Here is a 17132-nt window from a genome sequence, read left to right as displayed (position 1 = left end):
GAACGCAGGCTTCGCCAGCTGCTACAACAATTGCGTTACCGCAGAAATTGCTTAACTGACTGGCATTAGGGCAAGCCCGCTCCCACAGGGATAGTGTGAACACCGCCGATCCACTGTGGGAGCGGGCTTGCCCCGGGCGGCGTTCCGACGAAGAGGCCCGACCAAACTCCACAAACCCTGCGGCCAACTGCAACGGCAACTGCACCCGCAGCTACAACCACAACTGTGGTGCGGCGTTCCGACAAGCTCCCTCGCCACAGGTACTTCGTCAGGACTGCGGATCGACGTTATCCAGCATCCGGTTCACCGCCAGCTCACCCAGCATCACTGAGTGTTGAATCCCCAGCAGGGTGTGGCGCTGGGTGCCGTTCAACTGACCCGCGAAATCGCTCAACATCACACTGGCAGACGCCAACGTCTCACAGGCGTTGACCAGCAGGGTTTCGTTATCGGTGTCGGGTCCGACGAAGTAGATGGTGCTGGGTTTGCGTGGAGTGTCTTTGGGAATAACCGGCTTGAGGTAGTAATCGAGCGCGCGGTCGGCGGCGGTGTTGAGTTTTTTGGACTCGGCGGTTTCGTAGGGGGAAACGTCGTCGGTTTCTGGTGGGTTGGGTGTGATTTTGAACATGGTGAAGCTCCTTATACCTGATGGAGCCACTAGAACCTGTCGCTAAACAAGTAAGGGTGGCGGCTGTACGCAGGTTAGCGAACCGAGAGGTATAAGACCCGGCAGACCCGAGGGTCTCCCGCGCACAGCCGCCATATCGACACTGCAGACGTTCGCCTGCAACAAGACTGAAGTGTTGCGCTTATACCTGGTCGGGTCGCTAAACCCGATCGCTGATTGGCAGCGATGCGGGAACGATAAAGATCAGGGTCTAAGCGCACAAGCCGGCGGATTCTGGCGCAGTCGTAGGCAACGACGCAAGGATGTGTAGCCTGAGAGAGTGTTTGCAGATGTATTTTAAACATCTCTGTTTAATTGCTCATTCAGCTGCCATTGACGAAAAACCGGGCCGGTAAATAAATGCGTCCCCTTTTTCCCGGTGTAAACCATCTCGACTCGGTCGCCGATATGGATGCGGCTGTCCTCGGTCTTGACGAACACCGACAGCGGCTTGCTGCCCAGTTTCTCCAGTTCGATGAGGCTTGAATCGTCACCGGGATAGTCATCGAGATTTTCCAGAAGAATCGGCGCTGGCAAGCGTTTTCCAGCCAGGTCAACGTCAACGATGTGCCGGGCTGACCAGGGCGCGTCGGTATCAGGGCCGTTTCCGACCTGATCGGTAACGGTGAACGAAAATACAAACCGAGGATGGTCTTTGGCAGCCTCCAGGTCCGCTCGTGTGACCGTGAAGCACACCGTCACCGGGGTGTCCGAACCTTGCGCCGGAGCTTGACTTGGGGTCACGGTATGGAAGACGTCATAACCGTTGCAGTTCAGTCGAATGAGGTCGTAAGCCCGGCAATACGGATAACGCACGCATACCTGAACACCGGCCACGGGAAAGTCTGGGCCGACGCCGTTTTTGATCGCATCGGGCAGGAGCAATTCCAGACGGGAATGTTCATGCGGTGGCCCCGGAGTCATGTCCTGATTGCCCGGCCGGATGTCGTTGTACAGGATTTCCAGCGGTGGTTTGGAGGTGCCTTTGTTTTCACTGTTACGAATCACGGTGTACGTCATCAGGTTAACGATTTTCGGATCCAGTCCATGACGTTTCGGAAGATATATCACTGTGTCGGAAGACTCGGTTTCAGTAGACGCCCAGGCATCGTTCAGTACTACTCCATTCACGTATATCCGGATGGTATCGTTCGGCGCCTGACCCAGGTACGCAGTCACCAATACCAATGCGCCCATTGGCGGCAGGTCCATCTAATGGATGGGGGCACCGCAGTGCGCGCCTACCACGGGTATTGTGCTGCCGAGCAACTTGGGCGGAAACAACTGCAGCACGGTGTTATCGGACGAAGTATCAACAGGCGGATGGTTGGATTCGGCGGTCATGCAAACGCTCCTGCATCGGACATGGCTGGCCTGGTTTTCGGCGCAACGGTTGGAGCGATCACACACGGATTGGCAGTGGGCTCGCTACTGTCAAATCTGACAGTAGCGACAAGCGGTCAAGCCCTTGAATGGGGGAAGATCTGGAAAACGTGCTGGCGACCCCCCAGTCGGGCGGGTGCGCCGGTAGAACTAACCCGTTGTGCTTTTCGTGGAAGATCGAAGATATTCAGGCGTGGTCGGCCGGGAAGCCGATCCGGGTTTTCACTTAAGACCGAGTCAATTTCATCGCGAGCAGGCTCGCTCCCACAGGGTGTACACGAACCCGGAGCTGGCTTGCCAGCGAAGGGGCAATAAGAACCAACATAAAAAAATCAAAGTGAACGCACCGCAACAGTGCAACCCCGCCTCCTGACCCGCCCATTTTTGTGACTTACCAGTCCCGTTTTGACCTAACTACAAAAATAAACCTGCCCTTCGTCGGTGCGGTCACCCCTTCGTCACGTGGTTCTTTTACCCTGAAAACCGATTGTCGAACAATTTCACCACTTGACCCGCCCCGCTCTAGGATCTGGCCTAGACTCATTTTGCGAGGTAAAACCGGTTGGTCATCTGGCTGTAAAAAACTCGAAACTTTCGGTCCTGGCCATGGGTCAGGGTAAAGGTAGGGCCAACGCGACTGGTGCATTCCTTGCAACGGCCCTTCCACCCATCCGCTTTACCGCATTGGGCAGTGTTTGCTACCGATGCGTGCGCGTTTGCGCCCGGCCACAGGATTTGGCCACACCGTTTGTGCCGGACCTAAGCATTAGATCAACACCACGGGAGATTCACATGATAAGTGCGGCTTTAGATATTCAGGGGGAGCGTGCTCATCAGCAGGTCGGCGAATCGAGCGTCGTCAATGCACCGAGCACACAGTCGATCAGCGTCCCTGGCACCAAGACGCTGACACCGGCTGCCAGTCAGAATCCGAATCGAAAGAAAGTGTTGTTTGTCACCTCCGAGATTGCCGATCTGGTCAAGACCGGCGGTCTGGGCGACGTTTCCGCCGCGCTGCCACGGGCCATGTCACACCTGCACGATGTGCGGGTCCTCATCCCCGGTTACCCGCAAGTGCTGCACAGCGAAAACCCGATCCACATCATTGGTGAACTGGGTGGGCACGCCGCACTGCCGCCCTGCAAGATCGGGCGCATGGACATGCCGGACGGTCTGGTTATTTATGTGTTGATCTGCCCTGAACTCTACGAGCGCGAAGGTTCGCCTTACGGCGCCAACAATGGCCGCGACTGGCCAGACAACCACATTCGTTTCGCCCGCCTGGGTCTCGCCGCCGCGGATATCGCCGCTAATCTCGCACAAATTCACTGGTGCCCGGATCTGGTGCACGCCCATGACTGGCCCGCGGGCCTGGCGCCTGCCTACATGCACTGGCGTGGACAGCGCACCCCGACCCTGTTCACCATCCATAACCTGGCCTACCAGGGCGTGACCAGCCTCGGCTCGTGCCCCGAGCTGGGGATTCCTACGCACGCGCTGCAACAGGAAGGCATGGAGTTCTACGGCAAGATGTCGTTTCTCAAGGCCGGCATGGCCTATTCGAGCCACATCACCACCGTCAGCGCCACCTACGCCCAGGAAATCACCACGCCAGCCTTCGGCTGTGGCCTCGACGGCTTTCTCGCCGCCAAGACCCAGCAAGGTCTGCTCAGCGGCATTCCCAACGGCATCGATGAAAGCTGGGACGCGGCCACGGATTCGCACCTGTTCTGCCCCTTCAGCATCGGTGACTGGGACGGTAAAGCCGTCAACGCCGCGCATGTACGCGAGCTGTTCGGCCTAGCTGATTCAGAAGGTCCGCTGTTTGCCGTGGTTTCACGTCTGGTCTATCAAAAGGGCCTGGACCTGACCGAAGCGGTCTCCGAATACATCGTCAAATCCGGCGGTCAGATTGCAATCATTGGCCGTGGCGAGCCAGAAGAAGAACAAGCCATGCGTGAACTGGCCCTGCGTTTTCCAGGGCAGATCGGCGTGCGCATCGGCTTCAACGAAACCGACGCCCGACGCATGTTCGCCGGTAGCGATTTCCTGCTGATGCCGTCTCGTTATGAACCCTGCGGCCTGAGCCAGATGTACGCCCAGCGCTTCGGTTCGCTCCCAGTGGCACGCAATACCGGTGGCCTGGCCGACACCATTGAAAACGGCGTGACCGGTTTCCTCTTCGATGAATCCACCGTCGAGAGCTACCAGGAAGCACTGAGCCGGGCGTTCAAGGTGTTCGCCTTCCCCGACCTGCTCCATGCCATGCGGTGTCGGGCCATGGCCGCACCGTTCAACTGGTGCAAGGCGGTGGAACCCTACGCCGAACTCTATGAACAGCTTGTGGCCAAGGCCCTGGGTAAATCGGGCCGACAGTAAGAGGTTTTCAACGATGCCGTTACGGACCCTTGAGACCTGGCCCCACGGCGCAATCATGCTGGACGCAGAGCACACGCGTTTTGCCTTGTGGGCGCCTGATGCGTTTTACGTCAGTGTCGAACTGGAAAATGGACAATCCTTGCCGTTGCTGCCTCAGGCAGATGGCTGGTTCGTGATCAAGACCCGCTGCCCGGCGGGCACCCGTTACCGCTACAACATCGATGGCAAGCTGGAGGTGCCTGACCCGGCCTCCCGCGCGCAAGCCGGCGATATCGGCAGTCACAGTGTGGTGGTCGATCCGCTAGCCTTTCGATGGCAACACAACACCTGGCACGGTCGGCCATGGAACGAGGCGATCATCTACGAGCTGCACGTCGGTGTGCTCGGCGGTTTCAGTGCTGTCGAGCAACACCTGTCGCGCCTTGTCGAACTCGGCATCACCGCGATTGAGCTGATGCCGCTGGCGCAATTCCCCGGTGAGCGCAATTGGGGTTACGACGGCGTCTTGCCGTATGCACCCCAGGCTTCCTATGGTTCGCCCGAACAACTCAAACACCTGATCGACACCGCCCATGGCCTGGGCCTGGCGGTGATTCTCGACGTGGTTTACAACCACTTCGGCCCGGATGGCAATTACCTGCACCACTACGCCAAGGGCTTTTTCCGCGAAGACAGACACACGCCGTGGGGCGCGGCCATCGACTTCCGGCAACGCGAGGTGCGGGATTTCTTCATCGACAATGCGTTGATGTGGCTGCTGGAATATCGCTTTGACGGTTTGCGCCTGGACGCGGTGCACGCCATTGAAAGCCCGGACTTCCTTGAAGAATTGGCCCAACGGATCCGCCAGCAAACCGAACCCGCACGCCATGTGTGGCTGATGGTGGAAAACGAACACAATGAAGCCAAGTTGCTGCAACAAGGCTTCGATGCGCAGTGGAACGATGATGGTCACAACGCCCTGCATGTGTTGCTGACTGGCGAAACCGACGCCTACTACGCCGATTACGCCGAACAGCCCACCGAACAACTCGCTCGCTGCCTGAGCCAGGGTTTTGTGTTTCAGGGCCATATCACTCGCCACGGCACACCGCGAGGTGAGCCCAGTGGTCATTTGCCGCCGACAGCGTTCGTGCTGTTTCTGCAAAACCATGACCAGATCGGCAACCGCGCACTGGGCGAACGCCTGCATCAACTGACCCACCCTGATGCGCTCTATGCGGCCACCGCATTACTGCTGATGTCGCCGATGATCCCGCTGATGTTCATGGGGGACGAATTCGCCGCGCAGGCTCCGTTTCTGTTTTTCACCAGCCACCACGGTGAACTCGCAGAATTGGTGCGCGAAGGTCGACGCAACGAGTTCGCGGCGTTCAGTGCCTTCGCCGATCCGCACAAGCGTGAACGGATTCCCGACCCGAATGCACCTCAGACCTTTGAAGCGTCGCAACCGAAGCGCAGCGCCAGCGCACTGCCGGCCATTCATGATCTGTATCGCCGCCTGTTACAGCTGCGCCACGAGCACCTCATCCCGCGTCTGCCCGGCACCCAGGCACTGGGCGCGGATGTGCTCGGGCACGGCGCGCTGAGCGCACGCTGGCGGTTGGGCGATGGCAGCGAACTGCGCATTGACCTGAACCTCAGCGACGTGCCCGTGGTCCACACCCCTGAGGCCGACACCCGCGTGCTGTTCGAACACCCGCCCCACTCAGCCGGCCTGTTGCGTCAGGGCAAACTTGCCCCGTATTGCGCGCTAGTCAGCCTCACCGCTGCAGCCCCTTTGCTACCCCCGCATGGAGAGCGCCCATGAGCGATGCGCAACTTGAAATACTGGCCAGCCGCGCAGGCTTGGCCGTCGACTGGATCGACGCCAATGGTCGCGCACAGAAAGTCGGCCCCTCGGTGTTACGCGCCGTGCTCACGGGCCTCGGCCACCCGGCCGGCAGTGCCCAGGAAATCGACGCGAGCCTGCTGGAGCTGCAAGCCGTCCAGCAGACTCACCGCCTGCCGCCGCTGATGACGGTCGACTTCGGTGCCGGTCTCGATCTGGCACGTTACTTCGAGCCCGAAACCCCTTGCGACATTCATCTCGAAGACGGCTCGCGGATCTACCTGAAGCTCGATGCCCAGGCGGTGCTGCCCGGGCTGATTCCGGTCGGCTACCAGCACGTCAGCATCAATGGCCAATCCTTCACCCTCGCGGTGGCGCCCGAGCGCTGCTACAGCGTGGGCGACGCCGTGGACAATCCGATTCCGCGTACTTGGGGCCTGAGCGTGCAGCTGTACGCTCTGCGACGTACCGGTGATGGTGGTTTCGGCGATACCCAGGCACTGGAAGACCTCGCGCGGGTGGCAGGCGAACGCGGCGCCGAAGCGCTGGCGATCAGTCCGTTGCACGCGATGTTTGGCAGCGATACGCAGCGCTACAGTCCTTACTCGCCCTCCAGCCGTTTGTTTCTCAACAGCCTGTACGCCGCGCCCGGCGCCATCCTCGGTGAGCGGGCGATGCGCACGGCGATTGACGCCACGGGGCTGGCCGCCGAACTGCAACAACTCGAAGAACGCCCGCTGATCGACTGGCCCGTGGCCGCGCACGCCAAACATCGCATTTTGCTGTCGTTGTACGAAGGCTTTGTCCAGGGCGAACACCCCTTGCACGAAGACTTCAGCAGCTTCCGCCATGCCTCGGGCGAAGCGCTGGAAAACCACTGCCGCTTCGAAGCCCTGCAGGAAGCCCGCGCCGCCCGGGGTGAAAGCCTCGACTGGCGCGAATGGCCCGAACAATGGCGCGACCCGCGCAGCGTCGCCCTGGCCGAATTCGCAGAAGAGAACGCTACACGCATCGGCTTTTTCGCCTTCTGCCAATGGTTGATCACCCGCTGCCTGGAGCGTGCGCAAACCGCCGCCCGCAGCGCCGGCATGAGCATCGGGCTGATCGCCGACCTCGCCGTCGGTGCCGACGGTGGCGGCAGTCAGGCCTGGAGCCGTCAGGACGAACTACTCGCCTCGCTGACGGTGGGTGCGCCGCCGGACATTCTCAACCGCACCGGCCAGGGCTGGGGCATTTCCGCGTTTTCGCCTGAAGGTCTGGTGCGCAACGGGTTTCGCGCGTTTATCGAAATGCTCCGCGCCAATTTCGCCCACGCCGGCGGCCTGCGGATCGACCACATCATGGGCCTGCAACGGCTGTGGGTGATTCCCAATGGCGCGTCTCCCCGGGATGGCGCCTACCTTTACTACCCGGTCGACGACTTGCTGCGTTTGCTGTCGCTCGAATCCCATCGGCATCAAGCGATAGTGCTCGGCGAAGACCTCGGTACCGTGCCTGATGGCCTGCGCGAAAAGCTCATCGCTCGTTCGATCCTCGGCATGCGTGTGCTGCTGTTTGAACAGGACAACGCCCACTTCAAGCCCATCCTAGACTGGCCAGACAACGCGCTGGCAACCACCAGCACCCATGACTTGCCGACGCTCAATGGCTGGTGGCATGGGCGCGACATCGACTGGAACGCCCGGCTCAGCCTGATAGACGCCAGCGGCGAAATCGAGTGGCGCCAACACCGCGAGCGCGAACGTGAAGGCCTGCGCCGGGTGTTGAGCGAAGACCCGCAGAACTTTCGCGAGGAGTCCCACGAAACCGATCAAGTGCTCGACGCCAGCATCCGGTTCCTCGGGCATACCCGCGCGCCCCTGGTCTTGCTGCCACTGGAAGATGCCTTGGGCATCGAACAGCAGGCCAACCTGCCCGGCACCATCGACACCCACCCCAACTGGTCACGACGCCTGCCCGGTGACAGCGAAGCCCTGCTCGATGACCCGGACGCGGCCCGACGCCTGGAACTGCTCGCCTGCGCGCGGCTTCAGGCGGGCGAGCGTGACCAATGACGGCGCCGTTTATTCAACCGCTGCGGGCGACCCTGCGGCTGCAATTTCATAAAGGCTTCACGCTGGATCAAGCAGTGCCATTGGTGCCGTATTTTGCCCGTCTGGGCATCAGCCACGTTTATGCCTCGCCGCTGCTGGCCGCCCGCGCCGGGTCCATGCATGGCTACGACGTGGTGGACCCGACCACGGTCAACCCCGAACTGGGTGGCGAAGCCGCGCTGCGACGTTTGGTCAGCGCCCTGCGCGAGCAGCGGATGGGGTTGATCCTCGACATCGTGTCCAACCACATGGCCGTCGGTGGTGCTGATAATCCCTGGTGGCTGGACTTGCTGGAATGGGGGCGATTGAGCCCGTTCGGCGAGTTTTTTGACATTCAGTGGCACTCGCCGGACCCCTTGATGGAAGGTCAGTTATTGCTGCCATTCCTGGGCAGCGACTACGGCATCGCCTTGCAGGACGGTACCCTGCCCTTGCGCTTCGATGCGCAGGGCGGCAGCTTTTACGTGCAGCATTACGATCACCGCTTCCCGATCTGCCCGATGAATTATGGCGAACTGCTGCCCACCGGTGGTGAACCGCTGAAATCGCTGGCGGAACGCTTCACGACCCTGAGCTACCAGACTGACGCCCACAGTCTGGCGCTGCCGCTGAAAGCCGAACTGCACGAACTGGCCAGCGATCCCGTGATACACCAGTCCATCGAGCAGCATCTGGGCACTTATGACTCGCTCACCCTCGACGGTTTCCAACGCTTGCATAATCTGCTTGAACGCCAGAGTTACCGGCTGGCGAGTTGGCGCACGGCAGCGGATGACATCAACTGGCGGCGCTTTTTCGATGTCAACGAACTGGGCGGTTTGCGCGTCGAACGACCGGCCGTGTTCGAGGCCACCCACGCGAAAATCTTCGAACTGGTCGAGCAAGGGCTGGTGGACGGTTTGCGCATCGATCATATCGACGGCCTCGCCGATCCCCGTGGCTACTGCCGCAAATTGCGACGCCGGGTCGATAGCCTGTCACCGGACCGACACCTGCCGATCTACGTCGAGAAGATCCTCGGCGAAGGCGAAACCCTGCACCGCGACTGGTCGGTGGATGGCACCACCGGATACGAATTCATGAACCAGGTGTCGCTGCTGCAACACGACCCGCAAGGCGCCCAGACCTTGGGCGAACGTTGGCAGCACTGCAGCGAACGTCCTGCCGATTTCCGCCAGGAAGCGCAATTGGCACGTCAGCAAATCCTCAACGGCTCCTTGGCCGGCGATTTCGAAAGCGTGGCCCAGGCCTTGCTGCAAGTGGCCCGGGACAACCTGATGAGCCGCGACCTGACGCTCGGTGCAATCCGCCGGGCGTTACAGGAATTGATCGTGCACTTCCCCGTTTACCGCACGTACATCAGCCCTCGTGGCCGTTCGACTGAAGACGATGTGTTTTTCCAGCAGGCGCTGGACGGTGCGCGGCAAACACTGAGCGAAGCCGATTGGCCGGTGCTCGACTGTCTGGCCGGCTGGCTCGGCGGCGAGCCCTGGCGCAAACGTCCGGTGGGTCGCCAGCGCAAGATGCTCAAGCATGCCTGCGTGCGCTTTCAGCAACTGACCTCACCGGCCGCCGCCAAAGCGGTTGAAGACACCGCGTTCTATCGCTCGGCGGTGTTGCTGTCGCGCAATGACGTCGGCTTCAGCACCGAACAGTTCAGCGCCCCGCTGTCGGACTTCCATGCCTTCTGTGCCAAACGCCTGGCCGAATTCCCGGACAACCTGCTGGCCACCGCCACCCACGACCACAAACGCGGCGAAGACACCCGTGCCCGTTTGGCCGTATTGAGTGAACGCAGCGCCTGGTACGCCGAGCAAGTCCCGCTCTGGAGAACCCTCGCCGAACCGCTGAGGGACGACGACCACATGCCGACGGCGGGTGATGAGTTAATCCTGTACCAGGCGATTCTCGGCAGTTGGTCGCTGACCCTGCATGGCGACGATCAGCCTGCGCTTGAGGACTACGCCAAACGCCTCTGGCGGTGGCAACAAAAAGCCCTGCGCGAAGCCAAGCTGCAAAGCAGTTGGAGCGCACCGAACGAACCCTATGAACACGCCATGCAGGTGTTTATCGAACGTCTGTTTCTGGCCCCCGAAGGTGAGCCGTTACGCGCAGCCCTCGACCAAGCGGTTCAGGCCATCGCCGCACCCGGCGCCCTCAATGGATTGGCGCAAACCTTGCTGCGCATGACCGTGCCCGGGGTGCCGGACCTCTATCAGGGCAACGACTTCTGGGACTTCAGCCTGGTGGATCCGGACAACCGCCGGCCGGTGGATTACGCCAGTCGTCAACGGGCCCTTCAAGCCACACCAGACGTGCCCGAGCTGTTGGCGAACTGGCGTGACGGGCGCATCAAGCAGACGCTGATCGCCGAGGTACTGAACCTGCGGGCCGAGCATGCCGACCTGTTTTCGCGAGGGTCGTATCAAGCCCTTGAAGTGCTCGGCAGCCAGGCACATCGAGTGCTGGCTTTTGCTCGCTCGCTTGAAGGCAAGCGCGCCATCGTGATCGTGCCGATACGCTGCGCCGATCTGCTGAAAAACAGTGCTGAACCAAGGATGGATGCGCTGCAGTGGGGCGATACGCGGGTCAAATTGCCGTTCGCCGCCTCTGACGAAAATTTGAAGGGACTTTTTTCCAGCGTTGCAGTCACAAAACACAGGGAGCTGAACATCGGCGCCGCGCTGGAGGTTGTCCCGGTCAATCTCTTTATCCAACTCTTTACCCAAGCTTGAGTTCAGTTCAGGAGCATTGCGATGAGTACCGACGATAAACGCGTTCGCGAATTTGCCTATCAGATCTGGGAATCTGAAGGGAAGCCGGAGGGCCAGGAAGCCCGGCACTGGGAAATGGCTCGCAAGTTGGCCGAAGCAGAAGCCCTGGCACCGAAAAAATCAACGAAAGCGACCGCCGCGAAATCTGCGGCCGGCAAGGCCAATGGTGCACTGGACGGGAATGCCAGCGAAACCAAACCCAAGGTCAAAGCCAAGGCCAAGCCTGCTGCGGCGTCGAAAGTGATCCCACCGGGGGAAAAAGCCGTCGAGAAAAAGCCTCGCGCGGCGAAAAAGCCACCGATCACCTGACGTTCTAAACGATAGATATCGATCAATGACGTGGCGAGCCCGCTCGCCACTGGGGCCGCGTTCGTCCTCGAAAAAACCTTGATCCCCACATGCAGGAGCACGTATGACCACGCCAAAAAAAGCCGCGCCAGAACCTCACGCCGAGGCCTCGCGAATTCGTGAAGGCTTGCCCTTCCCGCTGGGCGCAACCTGGGATGGCCTTGGGGTCAACTTCGCCTTGTTTTCCGCCAACGCCACCAAGGTGGAACTGTGCATCTTCGATGACGCCGGCGAGGTGGAACTGGAGCGTATCGAACTGCCGGAGTACACCGACGAGATCTACCACGGCTATTTGCCCGACGCCCATCCAGGCCTGATCTACGGCTATCGCGTCTATGGCCCGTACGACCCGGCCAACGGTCATCGCTTCAATCACAACAAACTGCTGATCGACCCCTACGCCAAGCAATTGGTCGGCGAGTTGAAATGGTCGGAAGCACTGTTCGGCTACACCATCGGTCACCCCGATGCCGACCTCAGTTTCGATGAACGCGACAGCGCGCCCTTCGTGCCCAAATGCAAAGTCATCGACCCGGCGCACACCTGGGGCCACGACCATCGCGTCAGCGTGCCGTGGGACAAAACGATCATCTACGAGACCCACGTGCGCGGCATCAGCATGCGTCACCCTTCTGTGCCCGAGAATGTTCGCGGCACGTTCGCCGGGTTAATGGTGGACGACGTGCTGGAACACATCCGCAAACTCGGGGTGTCGTCGGTTGAATTGCTGCCGATCCACGCGTTCGTCAATGACCAGCACTTGTTGCACAAGGGCATGACCAATTATTGGGGCTACAACAGCATCGCGTTCTTTGCCCCGGACCCGCGCTACCTGGCCAGCGGCAAGATCGCCGAGTTCAAGGAAATGGTCGCGCACCTGCACGAAGCCAATCTGGAAGTGATCCTCGACGTGGTCTACAACCACACGGCCGAGGGCAATGAACAAGGACCGACCTTGTCCATGCGCGGCATCGACAACGTCTCGTACTACCGTTTGATGCCCGAGGACAAACGCTTCTACATCAACGATTCCGGGACCGGCAATACCCTGGATTTGAGCCACCCATGTGTGTTGCAAATGGTCACCGATTCCTTGCGCTACTGGGCGTCGGAAATGCACGTCGACGGTTTCCGCTTCGACCTGGCGACCATCCTCGGTCGTTACCACGACGGCTTCGATGAACGTCACAGCTTCCTCGTGGCTTGCCGCCAGGACCCGGTGCTGCGTCAGGTGAAAATGATTGCCGAACCGTGGGACTGCGGTCCCGGCGGTTATCAAGTCGGTAACTTCCCGCCGGGCTGGGTGGAGTGGAACGACAAATTCCGCGACACCGTGCGCGCGTTCTGGAAAGGTGACGACGGCCAACTTGCCGATTTCGCCAGCCGCATGACCGCCTCCGGCGAGATGTTCAACCAGCGTGGCCGACGCCCTTATGCGTCGTTGAATTTCATCACGGCTCACGACGGTTTCACCCTCAACGACCTGGTGTCGTACAACGACAAGCACAACGAAGCCAACGACGAGAACAATCAGGACGGCAGCAACAACAACCTGTCCTGGAACCACGGCGTCGAAGGCCCGACCGACGATCCCGAAATCAACGAGTTGCGCCAGCGACAAATGCGCAACTTCTTCGCCACGCTGCTGCTGTCCCAAGGCACGCCGATGCTGGTGGCCGGCGACGAATTCGCCCGCACTCAGGAAGGCAACAACAACGCCTATTGCCAGGACAGCGAGATCGGTTGGGTCAATTGGGACTTGAGCGAAGACGGCAAGGCCCTGCTCAAGTTCGTCAAACGCCTGATCAAGCTGCGTCTGACTTACCCGATCCTGCGTCGCGGGCGTTTCGTGGTGGGCAATTACAACGAGGACATAGGCGTCAAGGACGTGACCTGGCTCGCGCCGGACGGCACTGAAATGTCCCAGGAGCAATGGGGCGAGGGCCACGGTCGCTGCCTCGGCATCTTGCTCGACGGCCGCGCCCAGGAAACCGGGATCCGCCGCAAGGGCGCGGACGCAACGCTGTTGCTGGTGGTCAACGCGCACCACGACATCGTCAACTTCACCTTGCCGCAAGTGCCCGATGGCGGACACTGGACCTGCATGATCGACACCAATGAACCGTCGATTCGCGGCCAGGAACGCTTCGAATTCGATCACGAATATTCGGTGACCGGCCGATCATTGCTGCTGTTCGAATTGCAGCATGAGGAAGACGAGTGAAATGGACCTTCAGGCGTTTCTCATTCGCCAGCCAGCGGATTACCCCGACACCCTGGCGCTAGGGCGCTGCCTTCGAGCACTGGCGGAGGCCGGGCTGGATCAGCTTCCACTGCCGGGAAGTGGCCGAACACTGGAGCGCTTCCAGCGCCTGGCCGAAGTCGGCGGGCATGATTTGGGCCTGTGCAAACTGTACGAAGGGCACACCGATGCGCTGGCCATCATGGCGCAACTCGGCGGCTCACCCATGCTCGGTAGCACTTGGGGCATGTGGGCTGCCGAACCTGCGAATGCGCGGGTGCGGGTCACTCAGCAAGGGGCTCGGGTTACGCTGGACGGGCGCAAAGCCTGGTGTTCGGGCGCGGCGGTGTTGAGCCATGCGCTGCTCACCACGTGGGATGAACAGGATCGTCAGCAATTGGTTGCGGTGGTCCTGGATCAACCCGGTGTCAGGGTGACGAATCAAGGCTGGCAAGCGGTCGGCATGGGCGCCACTGGCAGCGTTGATGTCCTGTTCGACAGCGCTGAAGCTCAAGTCATTGGCCTTCCCGGCGATTACTTGCAACGACCGGGTTTCTGGCAAGGCGGAATCGGCATTGCCGCCTGCTGGTACGGCGCGGCTCGCAGCCTGGCCGAACGCCTGCGCAGTCACTGCGCGCAGCATGAAGAACCGCATGCCCTCGCCCACCTCGGCGCGGTCGACCGTGCGCTGCACGCTGCGGCGCAGGTGTTGCGTGCCAGCGCCGAGTCCATCGATGGTTCGCCGCAAGACAACGCCCAATTGCTCGCCCGTCGGGCCCGGGCGGTGGTTGAACAGGCCGCCGAACAGGTGATCCTGCACGTCGGCCACGCCCTCGGTGCCGGGCCTTATTGCAGGGATCGGCAGTTCGCTCGACTGATGGCCGACCTGCCGGTGTTCCTGCGCCAAAGCCATGCCGAACGGGATCTCGCCGCGCTCGGCAAACAGGTCATCAACGGGACATGGACATTATGAAAACCAACCCGATCGTGGGCCAGGGCACACCACTGCGCCTGTGGCAAACCTCCCGTCATCTGGCGCAACTGCCGCAGATCGATATCCTCAGTCTTGTGCCCGAAGGCGCGCGCGCGGTGATCATCGCCCCGCACCCGGATGACGAAGTGCTGGGCTGCGGTGGTTTCCTGCAATTGCTTGCAGCGGCAGGCCGGGCGTTGCAACTGATTTCAGTCACAGATGGCAGCGCCAGTCATCCCGGCTCAAAACGCTGGCCCGTGGAGCGTTTGAGCGCCGTGCGGCCACAAGAATCGGTGGAAGCCTTACGCCGGCTCGGTTTGCCGCTGCACCGTTTGAAATGGCTGCGCGGTGGTTTCAGTGATAGCAACGTCGCCGCGCGCGAAACCGAATTGTGCGCGTTCATCGAACATCACCTGCGCCCCACCGATGTGGTGTTTACAACGTGGCGCGAAGACGGTCATTGCGACCATGAAGCCGTGGGGCGAGCCAGCGCCGTTGCCGCGAAGCGCATCGGCGCGACTCTGCATGAACTGCCCGTGTGGACCTGGCATTGGGCAACACCGGAAGACACTATGGTGCCATGGCACCGGGCACGTAAAATCTGCCTGACCCCGCCGCTGATCGCACGCAAACGCCACGCGATCCACGCCTTCGCCAGTCAATTGGAAGGGGATCCGCAGATCGGCTTGCCACCCGTGCTGGCGCCCTATGTGCTGGACCGATTGCTGCAGCCGTTCGAGGTGATTTTTCTATGAGCGTTGAAGATCGCTACTTCGATGGGATGTTTGCCGGCACCGATGATCCGTGGGCGTTTCGTCAACGCTGGTACGAACAGCGAAAACGCGCAATCACCCTCGCCGCCCTGCCGCGCCCGCATTACAGGGCAATCTTTGAGCCCGGCTGCGCCAACGGTGAACTGAGCTTTGAACTGGCCAGCCGCTGCGACCGCCTGCTGTGTTGCGACACCGCCGCCGCAGCCGCTGCGTTGGCGCGCACCCGCCTCGGCCCCTTCGACCACGCCGAAATCCGCCACGCTCGCATGCCTGCCGATTGGCCGCAGGAAAAGTTCGATTTGATCGTGCTCAGCGAAATCGGCTATTACCTCGATGCCGATGACCTGAAACACCTGGTCCAACGGGCCGAACAATCACTCACCGCGGACGGCCAACTGCTGGCCTGCCACTGGCGCCCACCCATTGAAGGCTGTCCGTTGAACGCTCGGCAGGTGCACGACTTGCTCCACGAGCAATTGACGCTGGCGCGCCTGGCCCTTCACCAGGAAGCGGATTTCCTGCTGGAGGTCTGGAGTCGAGAACCTCGCTCTGTCGCGGCACTTGAGGGCCTGCGATGATTGGCATGCTGCACGCGGTGGTTTCAGCGTCTATTTACGGGATTTGGTACCAACTGGTTAAAAAAATGAAAGCGTCACGCGACGAATAGCGATACTTGAGCAATACTCTGTTCGCGACAATCCAAGGTACGGAGCGTTGGACTTTGCTATTAAACAAAACAAGGACGTAGGCCCGATGAAAACCGTCTCCCTCATCGAAAGCAGCCAGCCAGCCCAAATCTGGAACAGCGCGCTGCAACTGGACAACATCCCGGTCATCAACACCCAGTCCCTGATCCCCGCCGGCGCACGCGCCGTGGTGATCTCACCGCATCCCGGCGATGAAGTGGTCAGCTGTGGCGGCCTGCTGCAACTACTCTCCAGCCTCGGTCATCCGCTGCAATTGATCTCGGTCACCGATGGCAGTGCCAGCCAGCCAGGCTCACAACAATGGTCAGAGAAGCGTCTGAGCGTGTTTCGCGGCCAGGAAAGCGTCGAGGCCCTGCGTCGGCTTGGCTTGCCGATGCACAGCCTGAAATGGATTCGCGGTGGCTTCACTGACTTCGCCCTGGCCGAACATGAGACACAACTGACCCAATTCATCTCCCGTTACTTGCGCCCTGGTGATGTGGTGTTCAGCACCTGGCGCGAAGACGGCACGCCCGATCACGATACCGTCGGCCGTGCCAGCGCCCTGGCTGCGAGCAAGGTCGGTGCGGCGTTCCATGAAGTGCCTATCTGGGCCTGGCACTGGCCGGCTCGCGACCAGGGGCTGATGCCCTGGCACCGTGCACGCAAAGTGCGTCTCGACACCTGGACCGTCGCGCGCAAAAGTCACGCCACCCACGCTTACGCCAGCCAGCTCGACGGCGAACCGGCCCTCGGCATCGCCCCCCTGCTGCCCCGGATGATTCTGGACCGCATGCGACAGCCCTATGAAATCGTCTTCATCTGAGGGCATGGCTCTGTAGCAGCTGTCGAGCCTGCGAGGCCGCGTCCGGCCGCGCAGCGGTCGTAAAATCAGGCGACACGGTGTTTCAGGTAAACCGAGTGCACAGGGTTTACGACCGCTGCGCAGCCGGACGCAGCCTCGCAGGCTCGGCAGCTGCTAC

General features: G+C 60.9%; 12 protein-coding genes. 10 read left to right on the top strand and 2 right to left on the bottom strand.

Annotated elements, in window-relative coordinates:
• Nucleotides 1–268: 268 nt before the first annotated feature.
• A complete protein-coding gene (locus PMI22_RS04130; RefSeq protein WP_007948520.1) occupies nt 269–628 on the bottom strand; it encodes a DUF6124 family protein in 360 nt (119 codons plus the stop codon).
• Between the two features lie 336 nt (nt 629–964).
• Nucleotides 965–1864 carry a hypothetical protein gene (locus PMI22_RS0129775; RefSeq protein ID WP_007948519.1) on the bottom strand — a complete coding sequence of 300 codons (900 nt, stop codon included), beginning with the start codon at nt 1862–1864 and terminating at the stop codon, nt 965–967.
• Nucleotides 1865–2842: 978 nt separating this feature from the next.
• Between PMI22_RS0129775 and glgA the strand changes: the two genes are divergently transcribed.
• From glgA to PMI22_RS04180, 10 genes are all read left to right on the top strand, one after another.
• Nucleotides 2843–4429 (top strand): glycogen synthase GlgA, encoded by a 1587-nt coding sequence (gene glgA, locus PMI22_RS04135; protein ID WP_007948517.1) that lies wholly within the window; start codon nt 2843–2845, stop codon nt 4427–4429.
• Nucleotides 4430–4442: 13 nt separating this feature from the next.
• Nucleotides 4443–6239, top strand: a complete 1797-nt coding sequence (gene treZ, locus PMI22_RS04140; protein WP_007948516.1) for a malto-oligosyltrehalose trehalohydrolase — start codon at nt 4443–4445, stop codon at nt 6237–6239.
• Nucleotides 6236–8314, top strand: coding sequence for a 4-alpha-glucanotransferase (gene malQ / locus PMI22_RS04145; protein ID WP_007948513.1), 2079 nt, complete (start codon nt 6236–6238; stop codon nt 8312–8314). Before treZ ends, malQ begins: the two co-directional genes overlap by 4 nt.
• Nucleotides 8311–11088, top strand: a complete 2778-nt coding sequence (locus tag PMI22_RS04150; RefSeq protein WP_007948512.1) for a malto-oligosyltrehalose synthase — start codon at nt 8311–8313, stop codon at nt 11086–11088. The genes malQ and PMI22_RS04150 overlap by 4 nt, the downstream gene beginning before the upstream one ends.
• A gap of 21 nt (nt 11089–11109) precedes the next feature.
• Nucleotides 11110–11436 (top strand): DUF2934 domain-containing protein, encoded by a 327-nt coding sequence (locus PMI22_RS04155; RefSeq protein WP_007948511.1) that lies wholly within the window; start codon nt 11110–11112, stop codon nt 11434–11436.
• A gap of 103 nt (nt 11437–11539) precedes the next feature.
• Nucleotides 11540–13699, top strand: coding sequence for a glycogen debranching protein GlgX (gene glgX / locus PMI22_RS04160; protein WP_007948510.1), 2160 nt, complete (start codon nt 11540–11542; stop codon nt 13697–13699).
• A gap of 1 nt (nt 13700) precedes the next feature.
• Nucleotides 13701–14690: an acyl-CoA dehydrogenase family protein gene (locus PMI22_RS04165; protein WP_007948508.1), complete on the top strand. Its 990-nt coding sequence runs from the start codon at nt 13701–13703 to the stop codon at nt 14688–14690.
• Entirely contained in the window at nt 14687–15445 is a 759-nt protein-coding gene (locus PMI22_RS04170; RefSeq protein ID WP_007948506.1) for a PIG-L deacetylase family protein, read from the top strand. Before PMI22_RS04165 ends, PMI22_RS04170 begins: the two co-directional genes overlap by 4 nt.
• Nucleotides 15442–16041, top strand: coding sequence for an SAM-dependent methyltransferase (locus PMI22_RS04175; RefSeq protein WP_007948503.1), 600 nt, complete (start codon nt 15442–15444; stop codon nt 16039–16041). The genes PMI22_RS04170 and PMI22_RS04175 overlap by 4 nt, the downstream gene beginning before the upstream one ends.
• A 175-nt stretch (nt 16042–16216) precedes the next feature.
• Nucleotides 16217–16975: a PIG-L deacetylase family protein gene (locus tag PMI22_RS04180; RefSeq protein ID WP_007948501.1), complete on the top strand. Its 759-nt coding sequence runs from the start codon at nt 16217–16219 to the stop codon at nt 16973–16975.
• Nucleotides 16976–17132: the final 157 nt, after the last annotated feature.

The sequence above is a fragment of the Pseudomonas sp. GM21 genome, assembly GCF_000282215.1.
GTDB lineage: Bacteria > Pseudomonadota > Gammaproteobacteria > Pseudomonadales > Pseudomonadaceae > Aquipseudomonas.
Note: the sequence above shows the minus strand (reverse complement) of the source record. Positions and strands in the feature narration are given on the sequence as shown.